The organism is Butyricimonas sp. RTP31003st1_G1_RTP31003_210430, from assembly GCF_040920905.1.
GTDB lineage: Bacteria > Bacteroidota > Bacteroidia > Bacteroidales > Marinifilaceae > Butyricimonas > Butyricimonas paravirosa.
The window spans coordinates 85,684-103,768 of sequence record NZ_JBCOSQ010000008.1 but is presented as its reverse complement, the minus strand read 5'-3'; the positions used below and the strand labels follow the sequence as shown (position 1 = coordinate 103,768).

At 42.0% G+C, this 18,085-nt stretch carries 13 protein-coding genes; all 13 read left to right on the top strand.

Translation table 11 applies throughout. The features are described 5' to 3' along the window. Positions 1-1,316: TonB-dependent receptor domain-containing protein (locus AB5542_RS04275; RefSeq protein WP_368242989.1), on the top strand; the 1,316-nt coding region annotated here is incomplete at its 5' end. Between the two features lie 19 nt (positions 1,317-1,335). Further along, a complete protein-coding gene (locus AB5542_RS04270) occupies positions 1,336-2,790 on the top strand; it encodes a RagB/SusD family nutrient uptake outer membrane protein (protein ID WP_270542834.1) in 1,455 nt (484 codons plus the stop codon). A gap of 22 nt (positions 2,791-2,812) precedes the next feature. Continuing rightward, on the top strand, positions 2,813-3,835 hold the full coding sequence (locus AB5542_RS04265) for a hypothetical protein (RefSeq protein WP_288215205.1): 1,023 nt from the start codon (positions 2,813-2,815) through the stop codon (positions 3,833-3,835). A 108-nt stretch (positions 3,836-3,943) separates the two neighbouring features. Continuing rightward, complete coding sequence (locus tag AB5542_RS04260; RefSeq protein WP_288215204.1) at positions 3,944-4,870, top strand: ABC transporter ATP-binding protein; 927 nt, start codon at positions 3,944-3,946, stop codon at positions 4,868-4,870. Between the two features lie 31 nt (positions 4,871-4,901). Next, positions 4,902-7,199: a Gldg family protein gene (locus tag AB5542_RS04255; RefSeq protein WP_288215203.1), complete on the top strand. Its 2,298-nt coding sequence runs from the start codon at positions 4,902-4,904 to the stop codon at positions 7,197-7,199. Between the two features lie 43 nt (positions 7,200-7,242). Continuing rightward, positions 7,243-8,172 (top strand): ATP-binding cassette domain-containing protein, encoded by a 930-nt coding sequence (locus tag AB5542_RS04250; RefSeq protein WP_288215202.1) that lies wholly within the window; start codon positions 7,243-7,245, stop codon positions 8,170-8,172. A gap of 24 nt (positions 8,173-8,196) precedes the next feature. After that, on the top strand, positions 8,197-10,533 hold the full coding sequence (locus tag AB5542_RS04245; protein ID WP_288215201.1) for a Gldg family protein: 2,337 nt from the start codon (positions 8,197-8,199) through the stop codon (positions 10,531-10,533). A 76-nt stretch (positions 10,534-10,609) separates the two neighbouring features. Beyond that, positions 10,610-11,947, top strand: a complete 1,338-nt coding sequence (locus AB5542_RS04240; protein ID WP_273307673.1) for a MutS-related protein — start codon at positions 10,610-10,612, stop codon at positions 11,945-11,947. Then, the gene (locus tag AB5542_RS04235; protein WP_288215200.1) at positions 11,944-13,275 is read left to right on the top strand and encodes a MutS-related protein; all 1,332 of its coding nucleotides are present in this window, start codon (positions 11,944-11,946) and stop codon (positions 13,273-13,275) included. The genes AB5542_RS04240 and AB5542_RS04235 overlap by 4 nt, the downstream gene beginning before the upstream one ends. Positions 13,276-13,292: 17 nt before the next feature. After that, positions 13,293-14,666 carry a TolC family protein gene (locus AB5542_RS04230; protein ID WP_288215199.1) on the top strand — a complete coding sequence of 458 codons (1,374 nt, stop codon included), beginning with the start codon at positions 13,293-13,295 and terminating at the stop codon, positions 14,664-14,666. Between the two features lie 22 nt (positions 14,667-14,688). Beyond that, positions 14,689-15,834 carry an efflux RND transporter periplasmic adaptor subunit gene (locus AB5542_RS04225; protein ID WP_368242988.1) on the top strand — a complete coding sequence of 382 codons (1,146 nt, stop codon included), beginning with the start codon at positions 14,689-14,691 and terminating at the stop codon, positions 15,832-15,834. 252 nt (positions 15,835-16,086) lie between these two features. After that, a complete protein-coding gene (locus AB5542_RS04220) occupies positions 16,087-16,827 on the top strand; it encodes an ABC transporter ATP-binding protein (RefSeq protein WP_270542844.1) in 741 nt (246 codons plus the stop codon). Positions 16,828-16,856: 29 nt separating this feature from the next. Continuing rightward, complete coding sequence (locus AB5542_RS04215; protein WP_288215198.1) at positions 16,857-18,077, top strand: ABC transporter permease; 1,221 nt, start codon at positions 16,857-16,859, stop codon at positions 18,075-18,077. The last annotated feature ends 8 nt before the right edge of the window (positions 18,078-18,085 follow it).

The following is an 18,085-nucleotide window of genomic DNA, read 5'->3' as shown; positions in this document are numbered from 1 at the left end:
CTTCATATATGTTTGACAACCGTTATGCATTCAATATGAGTGTTCGCGGGGATGCTTCCAACCGTTTTGGTCAAGACAGACGTGTGCGTTTTAAACCGGTTTGGGCGTTGGGATTCCGTTGGAACATGGCCGAAGAACATTGGCTGGCCGACCAGAATATAGTGAATGACATGAACTTTACTTTCTCTTATGGATTCCAAGGAAATGTGGTAACCAATGTGAGTCCTGAATTGATCGCTGTCATTGGTGTGGATGATAAAAATTATGACTATACGTTGACATTGAAGGATTTGCCTGCACCTCGACTGAAATGGGAGAAGGTACAAAACATGGACTATGGTATTAGCGGAATGTTGTTCAATCGGAAAATATCATTCTCTTTTAACGGATATTATAAGAAGACAAAAGACATGGTTATAAATAATGAAGTGCCTTATGAGAATGGTGTTGCTTCTCGTCCGATTAATGGAGGTCAGATGTCTAACTCCGGATGGGATTGTAGTTTTGGTTTTACTCCGGTAAGAGGGAAGGATTTTATCCTCTCTATGGGAGTGAACATGGGTAAAGTGTATAATAAAATTGAAACGGAATTGGAACCGAAAGGAAATTGGCAGGAAGCGGTAAGTGGTAATGCGAATAAGGAGGGGTATGCCGTATCCAGTTTCTGGGCATTTCGTTTTGACGGATTGAATCCGGAAAATGGGGGGCCGATGTTTGATTTGAGTGGTTCGGAGTTGGAAGCAGCTAAAAGTGATGCAACGCTTTATATGGATTATGCCGGTAAATTGGAACCGGATTTTACTTGCGGGCTTTCTTTCTCTATTCGTTACAAAACGCTTTCTTTCTCCAGTGGATTTTATTTGAGTGTGGGTAACCAACAATTCTTAGCTCCTTTGGATCGAATTATCACGAACTCGGTACCGAGTGAGTATCAAAATATGTCCACGGAATGGGTGGATCGTTGGAGAAAACCGGGAGACGAAAAATTTACGAACGTACCTTCGTTGCCGAATAAAATCACGAGTGCAAGAGAAATCGAATTGCTGGGAGAGAGTGTTAATCCGTATAAGTTGTATGCCAATTCAACTATTCGTGTAGTGGATGCTTGGTATTTACGTTGTGGTACTCTCAGCTTATCTTATACGTTACCGGAAAAGAATTTGCCTCATTTTATTAAAAATATGGGTTTCTCTTTCTTCATGTCAAATCCATTCCAGATTCGAAGTAAGGATTTTAAGGGACGTGACCCGGAGGTCGCTCTAGGAGGTCAACCGATGACGAGAAACATGGGGGTTGGTATAAATGTTAGTTTTTAATTCATAAGGAGATAATAATATGAAATCAAGATTATTTATACTCTTTTTGGCGTTGAGTTTTGTACGTTGTAATGATTTTTTGGAAGAGAAAAGTCAAGATGAAATTCGCCCTTCTACCGTGACGGATATGTCAAAAATAATGGAGAGTGAAGCCTATTTTTCGATAGGCGAGGGGGCTTTGTTTAATCGTAAAACCGATATTTTCACGGATGATATCACTTGTGCTGTAGTAGAGGATGTTAGTTATCAAATCCAGAAAGAGCAGGATCATTGGCGTTATAGATGGGATGCAAAGATGTTTGATGAAGGCGGTGGTGGAGAGGATCTTTCTTTCTGGAAAATTCCCTATGAACGTATCAAAGGATGTAATGTCGTGTTGGAATATGTTGATGGTATGCAAGGGGATGAGATGAGAAGAGAGCATTTGAAGGGGGAAGCTTACGCTTTGCGAGGATTTTATTACTATATGTTGGTCAATTTCTTTGGGCTACCTTATAACTATGGGGATCCGACTCAGAATTTAGGAGTTCCTTTGAAATTGGTGAGTGGGGTTACCGCTGAGCTATTTGTGCGAAATACGGTGGCTGAATGTTATGCTCAAATTGTGAAGGACCTTGAATTAGGAGCGGAGTTGATGGAGAAGAACAAAGAGGTTCACCAAACGAAATTGCATCTCACTTATTTGGCTGCCCATGCGTTACTGTCGAGAGTGTATTTGCACATGGAGAATTGGAATAAGGTGATCGAATCGGCAGATGCGGTGTTGAATGAGTATCCGGAATTATTGGATATGAAAACCACGCCTTCTAGTAGTGGCGTGTACGACGAGAGAAGTAATGTTGAAGTGTTGTGGGCAGGACCGGAAAAAGCATTGGATCAACCGGATCAATTAGCAGCTTATCCGAATTCAATGGATTTGTCTTCTGTTTATGACATAGATAATGACGGTTCGACGGATAAAAGAAGAGAGTCAGGTAAAACATCTTCTTTCTTGCATAATTCTTGGATGGCACCCGAGTTAGGATACTTCTATGTGTATAAAGGTTGGGGAAATTTGTATTATACTAATGGAGGTGTTCGGACTGCAGAGGCATATATAAACCGGGCAGAAGCGTATATTCGGAAATACATAGAGTCTAAAAATAGAGAGGAAGCACAGAGGGGATTGGATGATTTGAATACTTTGCGTAATCATCGTATTGTGGGTAATGTAGATAAAGTTTTGGAAGATTTTGCCACTCCGGAAGAATTGTTGAATTTCTGTTTGCGGGAAAGACGTCGTGAGTTATGTGGAGAGGCCAACCATCGTTGGTTTGATTTACGTCGTTTGGGTATGCCGGAAATCAAACACATTTATGTCGATGATCAGAATGGACATCAAACAGTGCATACTTTACAGAAAGAGGATCCTCGCTACGTGTTACCGATACCGGAACGTGTGATTGAAAAAAATCCCAATTTGCGGGAAAAATAAAGAAAATAATTTAATCGTATAGATGATGAAATTTGTATATTTATTATTTGCGATAGCAATGCTTTGTAGTTGCTATAATGAGAAGGACATTGTTCCTACGGAAGGGGCGGAAAAAATGTATACTTTGCCGCAAGGGGGAAATGCTGACTATGATCCGGATATTGTCGGATGGTTTGAAAAATATGGTTTTTATGTGGTGTATGATTTTGACCCGGAGGATGTATATTGGGCAGATAGAAACTGGGAAGGTTTCACGGGAGTCCCAGGGCTGAGTGATGGTTCTTTGGAGGTGACGAAAGGCGATCCGAAATACATCGGTCCTTTATTGGAGATGTTTAAAACGTTTTTCTTGAAATATTATACGGAGGATCAGTTGGCTTGTATGCCTTTGAAGGTGTTTTTGTGTTCGAAATTGGATAGTCGGGGATGGGATGGTAATGTACCTGCCGAAGAGACTACTCGTTTATGGTTTTATCAAGGGTATGATTATTTTGCATTGAATGGAGCAAGCAAAGAGGAATCCGAAAATTTTGATGATGGAGACAAAACGGAATTTATGCGGAATATTAATCGGGCATTCATCCGTATTTTGTTAGGGCAGGAAAAATTGGTTGTGCCGGAAGAGTTTAGTAAGGTGTCTAATTATACAGTTTATACCGGTAATGGTATATTTCCTTGTTATCCAGATGAGTATCCAAAACCTTGGTATAATAGTGACTGTTTTACTCAAGGCTATTTAAATATTCAGACGGCTAAAGCAGGATTGACAAAAGAGCAAATGCAATATTACGATTTCATATATTATGTGGATCTCGTAATGAGTTATTCTTTGGCAGAGTTAGAAGAAGGTGAGGGGCAATGGGCAGAAAATTGGGGAGAAAAATTTAATCAGCCTTACATGAACTACCTGGGATTGTTGAATCCGGTTTACGAGCTTACGAAGATTCGGCAAAAATATGACATTGTGGTAGATTACATCCGGGAAATCTTGGGTGACGATTATGATCGTATCCAGTATCCAGAGCGTTTCGTAGAAGCAGAATAAATCGTAGTTAGTTATAATTTTCGTGATTGATTTATGAGGTATCGCCCTGTCTCCTTGAGAGACAGAGCGGTACTTAAGGGAGTATTGTTTGTAAATATGTAAGAAATTATGGAAGAATCTATTGTAAGAGTAGAGCATTTGTCACATCGTTACAGCGTTCAGTGGGCTGTTCGAGATGTTAGTTTTGAGATTCCCAGGCGAGGAATTTATGGATTATTGGGATCGAACGGGGCGGGGAAATCGACCGTGATGAATATCATGTGCGGGGTGTTGAAACAGACCGAAGGAGATGTGATTATTGCGGATATAAATACGAAGCAAGATACGATTGCAGCGAAACGGCATATTGGTTTCTTGCCTCAAAAACCACCATTGTATGGCGATTTGACGGTAGAGGAGTATTTGACTCATGCGGCTGATTTACGTTGGGTGGCACCCCGGGAAGTGAAGAAAGCCGTGGATGAGGTATTGGAACGTTGTGCGATCTCTCATTTCCGTAAACGTTTATTGAAAAATCTGTCCGGGGGATACCAGCAACGGGTGGGGATAGCTCAGGCTATTGTACATAAGCCGGATTTGGTGGTGTTTGACGAGCCGACAAACGGGTTGGACCCGAATCAAATCGTGGAAATTCGGCATTTAATCAAGAGTATTGCCGAGGAACGCACGGTTATTCTTTCGACACATATTCTTCCGGAGGTACAGGCTACCTGTGACCATATCTTGATGATGGATCATGGAAAGTTGGTTTTTGCCGGAACAGTAGATGAATTTGATAATTATATTGTGCCTAATACGATATTTGTCCATTTGGCAAATGCACCTTCAACGGATGTCCTGGCACGGATAGAGGGTGTTTGTGGAATTGAAGAGCTGGGTGGACAACAGTTCCGTATACGTTTCACGGATGCCCAAGAGGTGATCGAGCGAATCGTGGATCAAAGTATCGAAAATCATTGGAGATTACTGGAGATTCGACAGGAAAAGAATTCCTTGGATACGATATTCGCTAAATTGACGGAAAAGGGTCAGTAATGTATTACAAATTAAAAGTTAGATATTTATTATGAGAGCAATATATAAAATAGCGAAAACCGAATTGCAGATGCTTTTTTATTCGCCTATCGCTTGGTTATTGTTATTGTGTTTTGTTATCCAGACGGCCGTTTTCTTCACGGGGATGTATGGGGATTTCGTGCTTAACATGGAGAAATACGGTCGGGCGTTTGATTGTTCAAACCGTCTTTTCGTACTTGGATATGGGGGAGGTAATCCGGGATTGTGGTACCAGGTAACCAATTTCTTGTATATGTATATCCCGTTGTTGACGATGGGAGTCATCACGAAGGAGTTAAGTAGTGGTTCCATTAAGTTATTGTACTCTTCACCGATTAGTAATGTACATATTATTTTGGGTAAGTTCTGTGCGATGGCAACCTACGCTTTTATTTTATGTGCGGTGTTGTTCCTTTACGTGTTGCTTGCCGGGTGTACGATTGAAGGTTTTGAGTGGGCATGGATTTTGACCGGATTGTTTGGTCTGTTCTTGCTGACTTGTACCTATATGGCTGTCGGTATTTTTGTTTCCAGTTTGACTTCTTATCAAGTGATTTCAGCTGTCGGTACGTTTATCGTTTTGATGTTATTGAGTATGGTGAGTGGTTGGGGACAACAATATGACCTAGTGCGTGAGATTACGTTTTGGTTAGGGATCAGCGGGAGAGCGGCAACCTTTATTCAAGGTATGATTTGTAGTGAGGATTTAATTTATTTCCCTGTGGTAACAGGAATGTTTCTTGCCTTGACAATTATTCGTTTACATGCAATCCGCCAAAAACAGAAATTTTCTATTACGCTGTATAAAAATACAATCGTGATCGCTATCGTATGTGTGATTGCATTTGTCTCTTCCCGTCCTTCATTATTGGCTTATGTAGACACGACGTCCACGAAACAAAACACACTGACAGAAGTCAGTCAGGATATTGTTTCTCAATTGGATGGAGGTTTGACGATCACTTCTTACGTGAACTTGCTTGATCCTAGATATAACAATTACGCTTATCCTTATTTTATCATCAATAACCGGAATGAATTCAGACAATATACTCGTTTCAAACCGGAAATTGACTTGAAAGTGGTTTATTATTATGCAGATCCTGCCGGAAGAGATTTGGGAGATTATGCTTGGCAGCAGGCCCGGAGAGTGTGTGAGATGTATGATTTGGATAGTATGATGTTTTTGAGTAAGGCAGAGGTAGATCAGTTGGTTGATTTATCGGAGGAAGGATACACGTTTATTCGTCAGGCAGTGCGGGAGAATGGACAGAAAGAGTGGTTACGGGATTTTACCGGAGGTAAGGTGAAAGAAGCAGAAACGTCCGTGGCTTTGAAACGGATGGTGGTGGCTCAGGTGCCGAAGATCGGATTCTTGACCGGACATCGTGAAAGAAATTTGTATGGAGATTTCCCGACAGCGATGGGGTTCATCATGTCCCACAAAGGTTTTTCGACATCTATGTTTAATTCAGGATTTGATATTGAAGAAATAACGTTAGAAAAAAGGATTCCTGCAGAGATCAATATATTATGGATTGCTGATTTACGTATCCAGTTGACGCCGGAGGAGGAAGCCGTATTAGCTGAATATATCGAACGGGGAGGTAATTTGGTATTCATGGGAGAACCGCGTCACCGTGAAGTACAAAATGCCTTATTGGCTAAGTATTTCGGTTTGGAATTGACACCGTTGGTAGTAGGACCGGATGTGCGTTTCAAAGGTACGTTACCCACGGCGAATATTTTGGCCGCTCGTCCGACGAAGGAGGGAATTACTCAAGGGTATCAGTTGGGAAATACATTTACCGTGGTGCATGAAAATTGTTCGGGAATTGAACAGATCGAAGATAAAGGTTGGAATGTGACAGAGTGGGTGAAATGTGACACGGTGGGACAATTCTGGACGGAGTTGGAGACCACTGATTTCTTGGATGATACGGTGAAATTTAACCCATCAGTTGGAGAGGTGATGAAAGAATTTACGACCGTGGTCGGATTGAACCGAACTGTGGGAGATAAAGAGCAACGCGTGATCGTAACCGGGGATGTCGATTGTTTGGCAAACAGTGAGTTTACGATTGTTCGCGGGGTGTCCAGCAGCAATGCATTCCTTGGACAGGCGATTGCTAATTGGCTGACTTATGGTGAAATTCCGTTGGATACCCGTCGTCCGCAAAGGGATGATAAGTATGTTTCGTTACGAACTGCCGGATTCGGAATTGTGAAGAACGGATTCTTATTTGGACTACCAATCTTGTTGTTAGGTTGTGGTCTGTATATTTGGATTAGGAGAAGAGGAAGATAAGGTTGAGATTAAATAGATTAAGTGATTATTTTAAGATATTTATATGAAAGAAGCTATTGTAAAAGTATGCCATCTATCTCATAGATATAGTGTACAATGGGCTGTCAAAGATATTAGTTTCGACATCCCGGCACAGGGTATATACGGATTATTGGGTTCCAATGGTGCGGGGAAATCCACCGTGATGAATATCATGTGCGGGGTGTTGAAACAAACTGAAGGAGAAGTTTTTATTGATGGAGCGGATACCCGCAAAGATCCGTTGGTAGCAAAACGGTGTATCGGATTTTTACCGCAACAACCTCCCTTGTATGGAGATTTAACGGTAGAGGAGTATTTGACCCATGCCGCTTATTTGCGCCGTATGCCGGATAAAGAGATCAAGGCGGCGGTGGATGAGGTACTGGAACGTTGTTCTATCGCGCATTTCCGTTCTCGTTTGATCAAGAATCTTTCCGGAGGATACCAGCAACGGGTGGGTATTGCTCAGGCAATTGTTCACAAACCGGCGTTGGTGGTATTTGATGAGCCTACAAACGGATTGGACCCGACTCAAATTTTAGAGATTCGTCATTTGATCCAGAGTATTGCAAAGGAACGTACTGTGATTCTTTCCACGCATATCTTGACGGAGGTTCATGCTATGTGTGATCATATATTCATGATCGAACAGGGGCAATTGGTATTTAATGGTACGGTGGATGAGTTTGATAATTGCTTGACTTCGAATTCTATTTTCTTGCAGTTGGCTGATGCTCCGGCAACAGAAGAATTGATGAGAATCAAGGGGGTAACGGATGTAGAGGAGTTAGGGGGACAACGTTATCGTATTCGTTTCTCAGAAGCAGAAGGTGTAGTGGAACGTTTGGTGGAAGCCAGCTCGCATAATCGTTGGCGATTGATGGAAATCCAACAGGAGAAAAGTTCGTTAGACGATATTTTTGCCGCCTTGTCTAAAAAAGCAAAGAAGTAAAATGCTAATTTTAAAATAGATCGTATGAAATTAATATATAGAATTGCGAAGGCTGAATTGCAGATGTTGTTTTATTCGCCGGTTGCGTGGTTTTTGCTCGTGATATTTGCCGTGCAGACGGGTATGTTCTTCACAGCGCAGTACGAGTGGTTCATGAAAGGAAACGAGCTGGGCAACGGGAATACGTTTATGGTCTCCATGAGACTTTTCCCACAAGGAATCTGGGGAATTGTACAGAATTACCTCTATTATTATATCCCGTTATTGACGATGGGATTGATCAGTAAGGAGTTGAGTAGCGGGTCAATCAAGTTGTTATATTCTTCTCCGGTTCGAAACTCGCAGATCATTTTGGGCAAGTTCTTTTCTATGGTGTTATATGCAGCCGTAATGTGCGGAATCTTGTTATTGTACGTTATTTATGCAGAGTGTACGGTGAAGGACTTCGAATTGCCAGTGGTGTTGGTCGGTTTGTTGGGATTGTTCCTGATGACGTGTACGTATGTGGCCGTGGGTATTTTCATGTCCAGTTTGACTTCTTATCAGTTCGTGGCGGCCATTGGAACTTTTATTATTTTGATGTTGCTGAGTATGGTCGGAAGATGGTGGCAAGAGTATGATATTATTCGCGATATTACTTATTGGTTCAGTATCAACGGGCGAGCCTCCACATTTATCATGGGTATGATTTGCTCTGAGGACTTGTTGTATTTCCCGATCGTGACGGCTTTGTTCTTGTTCTTGACGGTGATTCGTTTGAATGCAGTGCGTCAGAAAGTAAGATGGCAGGTTTCTTTCGGTAGATATATAGCGGTGATTTTGATCGCTTGTACATTAGGATATTTTTCTTCTCGTCCGAAATTGATGGCATATTATGATGCGTCTTCTACAAAATGGAACACTTTGACCCCACAGAGTCAGGAAATTGTATCGAAATTGTATGGGGATATGTCGATCACGGCTTACGTGAACGTACTGTCTCCTAACTATGCATTGTTTTCGTTCCCGCATTTTATTCAATCTAACCGGGAGTTGTTTAAACAGTATGAACGCTTTAAGCCGGAAACAAAATTGAAAGTAGTTTATTATTATGATACGATCACCGTAGAAGATTCACCTGCCTATGCCGAGACTTTTGCCAATAAGTTGAAGAAAGATGGTATGACGTTGTGGGAAGCGGCTAAAAAAGGGTGTGAAATCTATCGAATTGATAGTAATCGTCTGAAAACACCAGAAGAGGTACGTAAGATGACGGATTTGACCGGAGAGCGTACTTTTGCATGGGAATTGGTGCGGGAAAACGGACGTAGAGCTTGGTTGCGTACATACGATGATCCGATGAATCCTTTCCCTACCGAGGCAGAGATCTCCGCTGCAATGAAACGGATGGTGATGGAATTACCGAAAATCGGTTTTGTGGAAGGATATGGTATGCGTTCTATCCATGATAACAGGAGCCGTGGCTATGGTTTTTTTGCTTATAAGAAAGATTTCCGTCAAGCTTTGATCAATCAGGGATTTGATGTTGTGGAGATTGATTTGGAAAAGGGTATTCCTGAAGATGTAAATATTTTGACCTTAGCGGATATGCGTGAACCGCTTTCTGAGAAAGAGGAACAGGTTTTGGAAGAATATATAGCCAACGGAGGAAATATGTACTTGTTGGGAGAACCGAGAAGACGGGACGTGATGAATCCATTGATGAATAAATTGTTCGGGGTGGAATTAATGAAAGGTACGTTGGTGCAATATCGTTTAGAGTGGTTGCAACCGGACATCTTGTGTAGTTTGATCACTCCCGAAGCGAGAAATTTGAGTTTTTATTATGGATTGGCTTATAGTGTATTATTGCCAACGGCTGCCGGTTTGGAGGTTGTTGCTGATCGTGGGTTTCAGATGGTTCCCGTATTGAGAAGTGACACCTTGAGTATTGCTAACAAGAAAAATCGTTCCTATGCAGTTTGGAATGAAATGGAATCTTTGGACTATACAGAAGATGAGATGATTCCAAACCCGGAGAAAGGTGAAGTTGTGGGGGATTACTGTACGGCATTGGCTTTGATGCGTAAAGTCGGAGATAAGGAACAACGGATCATGATCATGGGGGATGCAGACTGTATTTCAAATGGTGAGATCGGTGAATCCCGTTCTCAGACCAATTTCGTGATGGACTTGGGAACTTACCATTGGTTATCTAATAATGAAATGCCCGTGGACATAAGGAGAGCGCAACCAACGGATAACCGGGTAGATATCAGGAGAACCGGATTCAACATGATGAACTGGGGTTTCATGGGTGTATTACCTCTGTTGCTGGCTGGTGCCGGGGTGATTTTATGGATTCGTAGAAGATCAAAATAATTTGATGGTTTATGATTGACGTTCCCTATTGGCATAGGGACGTTAGTCGTGGATCAGACATATAAATGGTGAATAGATGAGTTTTAAGATAGATAAACAGACACTGAATGATTTAGCCGTGTTTGGTACGGGTAGAAATCAGTCGGTGTATGAGATTTTCAATCGGATGCATACACGGGGAGGTGCCCGGCAATTGGAGGAGATGTTTCAGTTTCCTCTTTCTGAAGTGGAGGCGATTGAAAACCGGAGTAAGATTATTGCTTACTATATGAATAGCCGGGTGGCTTTTCCATTCCGGGGTGCGATATTTGATGCAATGGAGTTTTACCTGAATAACACGGATCGTCGAACGCAATTGATGGTACAGGATAACACGCTGGGTAGGAAGATGAAGAATATGATGGGCTCCGATACAGACTATACCTGGATTCATAACGGGATAATGGGATGTTTGGAGATGTTGAATGTGTTGGATGATTTTCTGAGTTCCGGGGCAGAGGCGACAGATCCGAACGTGAAGAAGTCTAATGAAGAGTTGAAGGCATTACTTGCCAATGAAAATTGGAACTGGTTCCGGCAGGAAAAAGGGAAGAAAAAGGTGACTTACGAGCAGGCGGTGACATATGATCGGGTATTCCGATTTGAAGAGCGGGATAAGTTGTTCAAGATGATGTATAATATATATTTGATGGACGTGTATATCACCGTGGGACAGGTTGCCGTAGAACGAGGTTTCGTGTTTGCAAAGGTTTTACCGGCAGAAGAGAATGTGTTGAGGATGAGAGGTATTTTCCACCCGTTCTTGAAGAAACCCGTGGGGAATTCGATAGATGTGGATAAGGATAGTAATCTTATATTTCTTACCGGGGCAAATATGGCAGGAAAGTCGACGTTTATGAAGTCTTTCACCATTGCCTTATTCTTGGCTCATGTAGGTTTTCCGGTTCCGGCGAAAGAGATGGAATTTTCTGTGCGTAACGGAATGTTCACAACGATTAATCTACCGGATAATCTGAGTATGGGTTATAGTCATTTTTATGCTGAAGTGTTGAGAGTAAAGAAAGTGGCCCAGCAATTGTGTCAGACAAAGAATCTGGTCATCGTGTTTGATGAACTTTTCAGGGGGACGAACGTGAAAGATGCGTATGATGCAACGTTGGCTGTGGCAGAGGCATTTGCTGAAATTCCGGATTGTTTGTTTATGATTTCGACACATATCATTGAGGTGGGGCAGGCTTTGAAAGAGCGTTGTAAAAATATCCGTTTTGTCTATTTACCTACAAAGATGGAGGGCAGCACTCCTGTTTATACTTATCAGTTGACGGAAGGTATCACGAATGATAGACATGGAATGATTATTATTAATAACGAGAGAATTATAGAAATTATCAATGGAGAAGGAGGTACACGATGAGTTTCGAGACAGATAAACAGACCTTAGAGGACTTGAATATTCTTGGTAAGTTTAAGAATAATTCAATTTACAGTATCTTTTCCGGAATGGTGACTCGTGGAGGAGAACGTTTATTGGAAAAAATGTTCTTGAATCCATTGACGAATGCCGAAGAAATCAATCAACGCACACGGGTTTTTCGGCACTTTAAAGAACATGATGTTGCATTCCCCGGAGACACGAAAGAGTGCGACGTGGTGGAACAGTATTTGGCGGGAGCAAGCGGAAAACATTGGGTGTTCAATTTGGCTCTTTTGTTCAGAGCAAAGATGTTGGAATTGATTGGTAATAATACAGTTATCAATCAATGGCATGAACAAGTTATTACCACGGTGTTTTTCTTGCAAAAGGCCAAACGTTATTTAGATGAAGTCGGTAAGACGATTGCCGGGAATCCGATGGAAGAGGGCATCAAGAAAGGAGAGGCTTTGTTACAGAATAAAACATTAGCTTGTGTGCTGAATTTCCAAGGTAAAAACTTAAGCTTGACAGAGATGTTCAAGTTTGACAAGCTTTTGCGTTGTGACATGAATAAACAATTTGCCGAATTGGTAAAATTGTTTCATGAAATAGATGTGAATACTGTGGTGGGACGGGTGGCCCGGGAACGAGATTTCAGTTTTCCTGTGGCCTTGACGGATGATGAAATGTCAATAGGAATTAAAGGACTATTTCATCCGGCTCTTCCCGGTGCAGTTTCGAATGATTTGGAAATCACGAAGAGTAAAAATATCTTTTTCTTGACAGGGGCGAATATGGCAGGAAAGTCCACGCTGATGAAATCTTTCGGTATTGCCGTTTACATGGCACACATGGGATTCCCCGTGGCTGCGAAAAGTATGACGTTCTCCATTCAAGACGGATTATATACCTCAATCAACGTACCTGATAATATTAACATGGGATACAGTCACTTTTACGCTGAAGTGCTTCGGGTGAAGAAAGTGGCGGAAGAGGTCAGTTTGTCAAAACGCTTGGTGGTGATCTTTGACGAGTTATTTAAAGGAACAAACGTGAAGGATGCTTTTGATGCTACTTTGGCGGTAACGAAAGCGTTGGCAAATAGAAAAGCTTGTTCATTTATGATTTCGACACATATTATCGAAGTGGGGCAGGAATTGGGAAAAGCATGTGATAATGTGACATTTGCGTACCTTCCTACCGTGATGAGAGATAAGGTGCCGACTTACACGTATAAATTGGAAAATGGAATCACGAGTGATAAGCACGGTATGATCATTATTAATAATGAACATATTGTAGATATTATTCGCTCAAGGACAATATAGACTTCAAAGATTGAATTATGAGATGTTTAGGTGATATTAGTTCACGTTTTAGAAGCGTGAATAAGGGATTTATAGTGTTTTTCGGAAGTGTATGTATCTTTTTTTCCGGAGTTCATGACGGGGTTGCTCAAGAGAAAAAAGAAGGTTGGTCTCTGCGTGCTTGTATCGAACATGCCCGGGAGCATAACCTTCAGGTGGGATACGCCCGGGTGGCATTGGAAAATACGTCTGTTGAATTATCCCGAGGGAAGGCACAACGTTTACCCTCGTTGAGTTTTTCCAGTACTCAAGGGTGGGCACATCAGAAAAAGACAGGAACAAACGGGGATTTGAAATCATCGAGTGCTTACACGGGTAGCTATTCTTTAAATGGTAATCTTTCGATTTACGAGGGAAGAAAGCTTTCCCGTTCCATTCTGCAACAAGAGTTAACGGAGAAGGCCATGAAGCTGAACGTGCTTGTGGCGCAGAATGATATAGAGATAGCTGTAACAGAGGCGTACTTGCAAATTTTGTATGCCAATGAAACGTTAAAGACGGATCGACAGACATTAGAGAGCTCGGAAGTACAATTAGCCCGTTCTAGGGAGTTGTGCCAAGCGGGTTCTATCAGTCAAAGTGATTTGGCTCAGATGGAATCTCTGTATAGTAGCGATCAGTACCGGGTGATACAATCCGAAAATAATTTGGCTTTTTCTAAATTGCAATTGAAACAACTTTTGGAGTTGGAACCGGAAGAAGATTTTGAAGTGATGTTTCCGGAGCTGGATGAAAAGAGCGTGTTGGTTACTATTCCTAGATTGGAAGATGTTTATCGGGAAGCATTGTTGGTAATGCCGGAGATGAAAAGTAGACAAATAAGCGTGGAAGCATCTGTCTTAGGAGAGAAGATTGCCAAGGCCGGATATTTACCGACGGTTGCGCTCTCGGCTTCCGTTTCTACAAATCACGATTCCAAGAGTTCCGGTTCTTATTTTTCCCAGATGGATGATCGGTTGGTGGAAAACGTAGGGGTTAATATCAGTATCCCGATCTGGAACCGGAAACAAGCCCGTTTGAATGTGTCAAAAGCAAAATTGCAAACGGAGCAAGTCCGGTTAGATGAACAAAATACCCGAAAAGATTTGTTGCAGACGGTTGAATCCTTGCATCAGGATGTTGTTGCCGCTCAAAGTCGGTATTCTGCAGCCATACAGCGAGTGAAATCCGCTTACGAGAGTTATCGACAAGTACAAGAAAAATTTGATGCCGGAATGAAGAATGCTGTGGAGCTACTGGTCGAAAAGAATAATTATCTATCGGCTTTACAAGAACGGATTCAAGCTAAGTATCAGGCAGTGCTTGCATATAAGCTGTTGAATTTTTATAGAAATGAATCGATTAATATCTAATGTTTGATAAAAGAGATTGAAAATGAAAAAGATTGCTATTTTAATAATCGTTGTCGTGGGAGCTATTTTCTTGTTTTTTTCTTTTCGCACGGAAGAAAAAGCGAAGATAGATTACGAGGTGTTTAAAGTGAGGAGAGGTAATATCCGTAACACGATAACAGCTACCGGTACGATAGAGCCTATTACGCAGGTGGAAGTGGGAACGCAGGTGTCCGGTACGATAGCCCGCATTCTCGTGGACTATAATTCAGAGGTGAAGAAGGGACAACTTATTGCAGAATTGGATAAGACCGTGTTGGAGTCGGAATATGAAGCGCAACAGTCAACGCTTTATGCCAATCAAAACGAGTTTGACTATCAGAAAAAGAATTACGAACGAGTGTCCGGTTTGTATGCTAAAAAATTGGTGAGTGATTCTGAGTTTGAGACTGCCGAATATCAATATGAGAATGCCCGTCGGGCTTTGGACAGATCACGTTCTGATTTGATCAAAGCGAAAACAAATTTGAATTATTGTATGATTTATTCTCCGATTGACGGGGTGGTTATTTCACGGGCAGTAGATGAGGGACAGACGGTTGCCGCGATGTTTAATACTCCGAAGTTATTCGTGATCGCAAATGATTTGCGGAAGATGAGGGTGATTGCGGACGTGGATGAGGCCGATATTGGTCAGGTACAAGAAGGACAAAAAGTAATATTTACCGTGGATGCTTTTCCGGATGAGCATTTTGAAGGATCGGTGACTCAGGTGCGTTTAGAGCCTATCGTGACTTCAAACGTGGTTACTTACGAGGTGGTTATTGATGCTCCGAATCCGGATTTAAAACTGAAACCCGGTTTAACGGCTAGTATTACCGTATTGATACATGAGAAGAAGAATGTGTTGGTAATGCCTTTGCGTGCCCTACGTTTCCAACCGGAGGATGAAGATGGGATGCCTGTGATGACTGAAGAAGTAAAAACACAAACGAGTAAATCAGTTTGGTTACAAACGCTTGAAGGATTGAAATCTAAAGATGTACGTACTGGAATATCGGACGGTATTTACACGGAAGTGTTGGAGGGAGTTCAAGAAGGAGAAAGCGTGGTGACCGGAATACGTTTGCCGGAGAAGGCTGCCGACGTGAAGAAAACGAAACCGGGGGGGAAATCCTTTGATGCCTAATATGACCGGGGCACGGCCACAGCATTAAAGTAATGACTAATTGGAGAGGGACTGTTCCAAAAGTCATTTTATTTCCAAAATTCCTCCATCACTTCGTGCCATCTCCTCTATAAATAGAGGAGGAACTGGTGACTCTTCCCGAAAACATGGAGTATTTCAATTCTCCCTCTGTTTATAGAGGGAGTACCCCGAAGGAGGGAGGGAGTTTGAAAAATGACTTTTTGGACAGCTCTACCTAAATGAAACGGACAAATGAAAGATATTATAAAAATAGAAAATCTCTGTCGGGATTTTGTGGTAGGTTCGGAAACAGTACATGCTTTAAGAGATGTCTCTTTTGCCATTCAGCCGGGAGAGTTCGTGACGATTATGGGAACGAGTGGTTCCGGTAAGTCGACCTTGTTGAATGTGTTAGGGTGTTTGGACATACCGACATCCGGGGAGTATTATCTGGATGGGATGTCGGTTCGAAATATGGGAAAGAATGAACGGGCTTCTTTTCGAAATTTGAAGATAGGCTTTATTTTTCAGTCCTATAATCTGTTACCCAAAACAACAGCATTGGAAAACGTGGAATTACCTTTATTGTATAATCCTTCTTATTCGAAACGAGCGAGAAGGGAGAGGGCTTTGGATGCGTTGAAGGCGGTTGGGTTGGAAAACAGGATTCACCATCGTTCCAATCAAATGTCTGGAGGTCAACAACAACGGGTGGCCATTGCTCGTGCCATGGTGAATGATCCCGTTATTTTGCTGGCTGATGAGGCGACTGGTAATTTGGATACCCGCACTTCATACGAGATTTTGGCATTGTTTCAACGTTTACATGCAGAAGGGAGGACGATTATTTTTGTCACTCATAACCCGGAAATAGCTGAATTTAGTAGCCGTAACATATTGCTGCGGGATGGGCAGATTATCGAAGATAAGGTAAATCTACAGATCGGGTCGGCACAACAGGCATTGGAGGCGTTACCGAAAGAGAACGATTAGACAATTGAAAATCAATTAATTTGTGATTTATGAATTACGGAAATTTGATAGTTATAGCCCTTCGGGCATTAAGTAATAATAAATTGCGCGGATTCCTAACGATGTTGGGAATTATCATCGGTGTGAGTTCGGTGATCTCGATGTTGGCCATTGGTGAAGGCTCCAAGCGTAGTATTGAAAAACAGATAGAGGAGCTTGGGGCTAATATGATCGTGGTCAACCCGACCAATGCGATGGTGGGAGGTATCCGGCAAAATGGAGTGATCGTGCAGACTTTAGAGTTGAAAGATTATCAAGCCATTATGTCGGAAGTTCCCTACTTGGAAAGTTGCTCCCCTTACGTGACAAAATCGGGACAGGCTATTTATGGACCTAATAATACTCCTACTTCTATTTATGGGATTAACGAGGATTATATGGAAATTCGTCGTTTATCTGTTGCCAAAGGAGAAATGTTTAGTGATCAGGATATGAAAATGGCGGCCAAGGTGTGTGTGGTAGGGCAGACTATCGTGGATAATTTGTTCAAGAATGGGGAGGATCCTCTTGGGCAGGTTATTCGTTTTGATAAAGTACCATTCCGTATTGTCGGGGTATTAGCTCCCAAAGGGTACAACTCTATGGGACGAGATCAAGATGATATTATAGTGGCTCCTTTCACGACGATACAAAAAAGATTGTTAGCTATTCCTTATATGCACGGGATATATGTTTCCGTTGCGGATAAAAAGTACACGAATAAAGTGATCCGGGAGATAACCGGAGTATTGAGACAAACGCATGGTATATCTGGAACGCAAGAGGAGGACTTTACGGTTCGTTCTTTGGAAGAGATGAGTTCCGTGTTGACGATGGCAACGAAAGTTTTGACTATACTTTTGGCTTGTATCGGAGGTATTTCTCTATTGGTTGGGGGTATCGGGATCATGAATATCATGTATGTTTCCGTGACGGAACGTACGCGGGAGATCGGTTTGCGAATGTCCATCGGGGCCAAGGGGAGACATATATTGTTCCAATTTTTGATCGAATCAATCATCATCAGTGTTTCCGGTGGAATTATAGGTGTGGCCTTGGGAGTTGGGGTGGCATTAGCACTGCGTTCGCTTTTGGGATGGCCGGTATCTGTTTTATTGTATTCCGTCATCATTTCATTCTTGGTTTGTACGTTTACCGGGATATTCTTCGGTTGGTATCCAGCCCGCAAAGCTTCCCGGTTAAATCCGATAGATGCTATTCGTTACGAGTAATAATTTAA

Excerpts from the sequence above, each read along its gene's own strand:
- AB5542_RS04240 (WP_273307673.1), top strand. The coding sequence starts at position 10,610 with ATGAGTTTTAAGATAGATAAACAGACACTGAATGATTTAGCCGTGTTT.
- AB5542_RS04250 (WP_288215202.1), top strand. The coding sequence starts at position 7,243 with ATGAAAGAAGCTATTGTAAAAGTATGCCATCTATCTCATAGATATAGT.
- AB5542_RS04235 (WP_288215200.1), top strand. The coding sequence starts at position 11,944 with ATGAGTTTCGAGACAGATAAACAGACCTTAGAGGACTTGAATATTCTT.
- AB5542_RS04255 (WP_288215203.1), top strand. The coding sequence starts at position 4,902 with ATGAGAGCAATATATAAAATAGCGAAAACCGAATTGCAGATGCTTTTT.
- AB5542_RS04230 (WP_288215199.1), top strand. The coding sequence starts at position 13,293 with ATGAGATGTTTAGGTGATATTAGTTCACGTTTTAGAAGCGTGAATAAG.
- AB5542_RS04245 (WP_288215201.1), top strand. The coding sequence starts at position 8,197 with ATGAAATTAATATATAGAATTGCGAAGGCTGAATTGCAGATGTTGTTT.
- AB5542_RS04260 (WP_288215204.1), top strand. The coding sequence starts at position 3,944 with ATGGAAGAATCTATTGTAAGAGTAGAGCATTTGTCACATCGTTACAGC.
- AB5542_RS04220 (WP_270542844.1), top strand. The coding sequence starts at position 16,087 with ATGAAAGATATTATAAAAATAGAAAATCTCTGTCGGGATTTTGTGGTA.
- AB5542_RS04215 (WP_288215198.1), top strand. The coding sequence starts at position 16,857 with ATGAATTACGGAAATTTGATAGTTATAGCCCTTCGGGCATTAAGTAAT.
- AB5542_RS04265 (WP_288215205.1), top strand. The coding sequence starts at position 2,813 with ATGATGAAATTTGTATATTTATTATTTGCGATAGCAATGCTTTGTAGT.
- AB5542_RS04270 (WP_270542834.1), top strand. The coding sequence starts at position 1,336 with ATGAAATCAAGATTATTTATACTCTTTTTGGCGTTGAGTTTTGTACGT.
- AB5542_RS04225 (WP_368242988.1), top strand. The coding sequence starts at position 14,689 with ATGAAAAAGATTGCTATTTTAATAATCGTTGTCGTGGGAGCTATTTTC.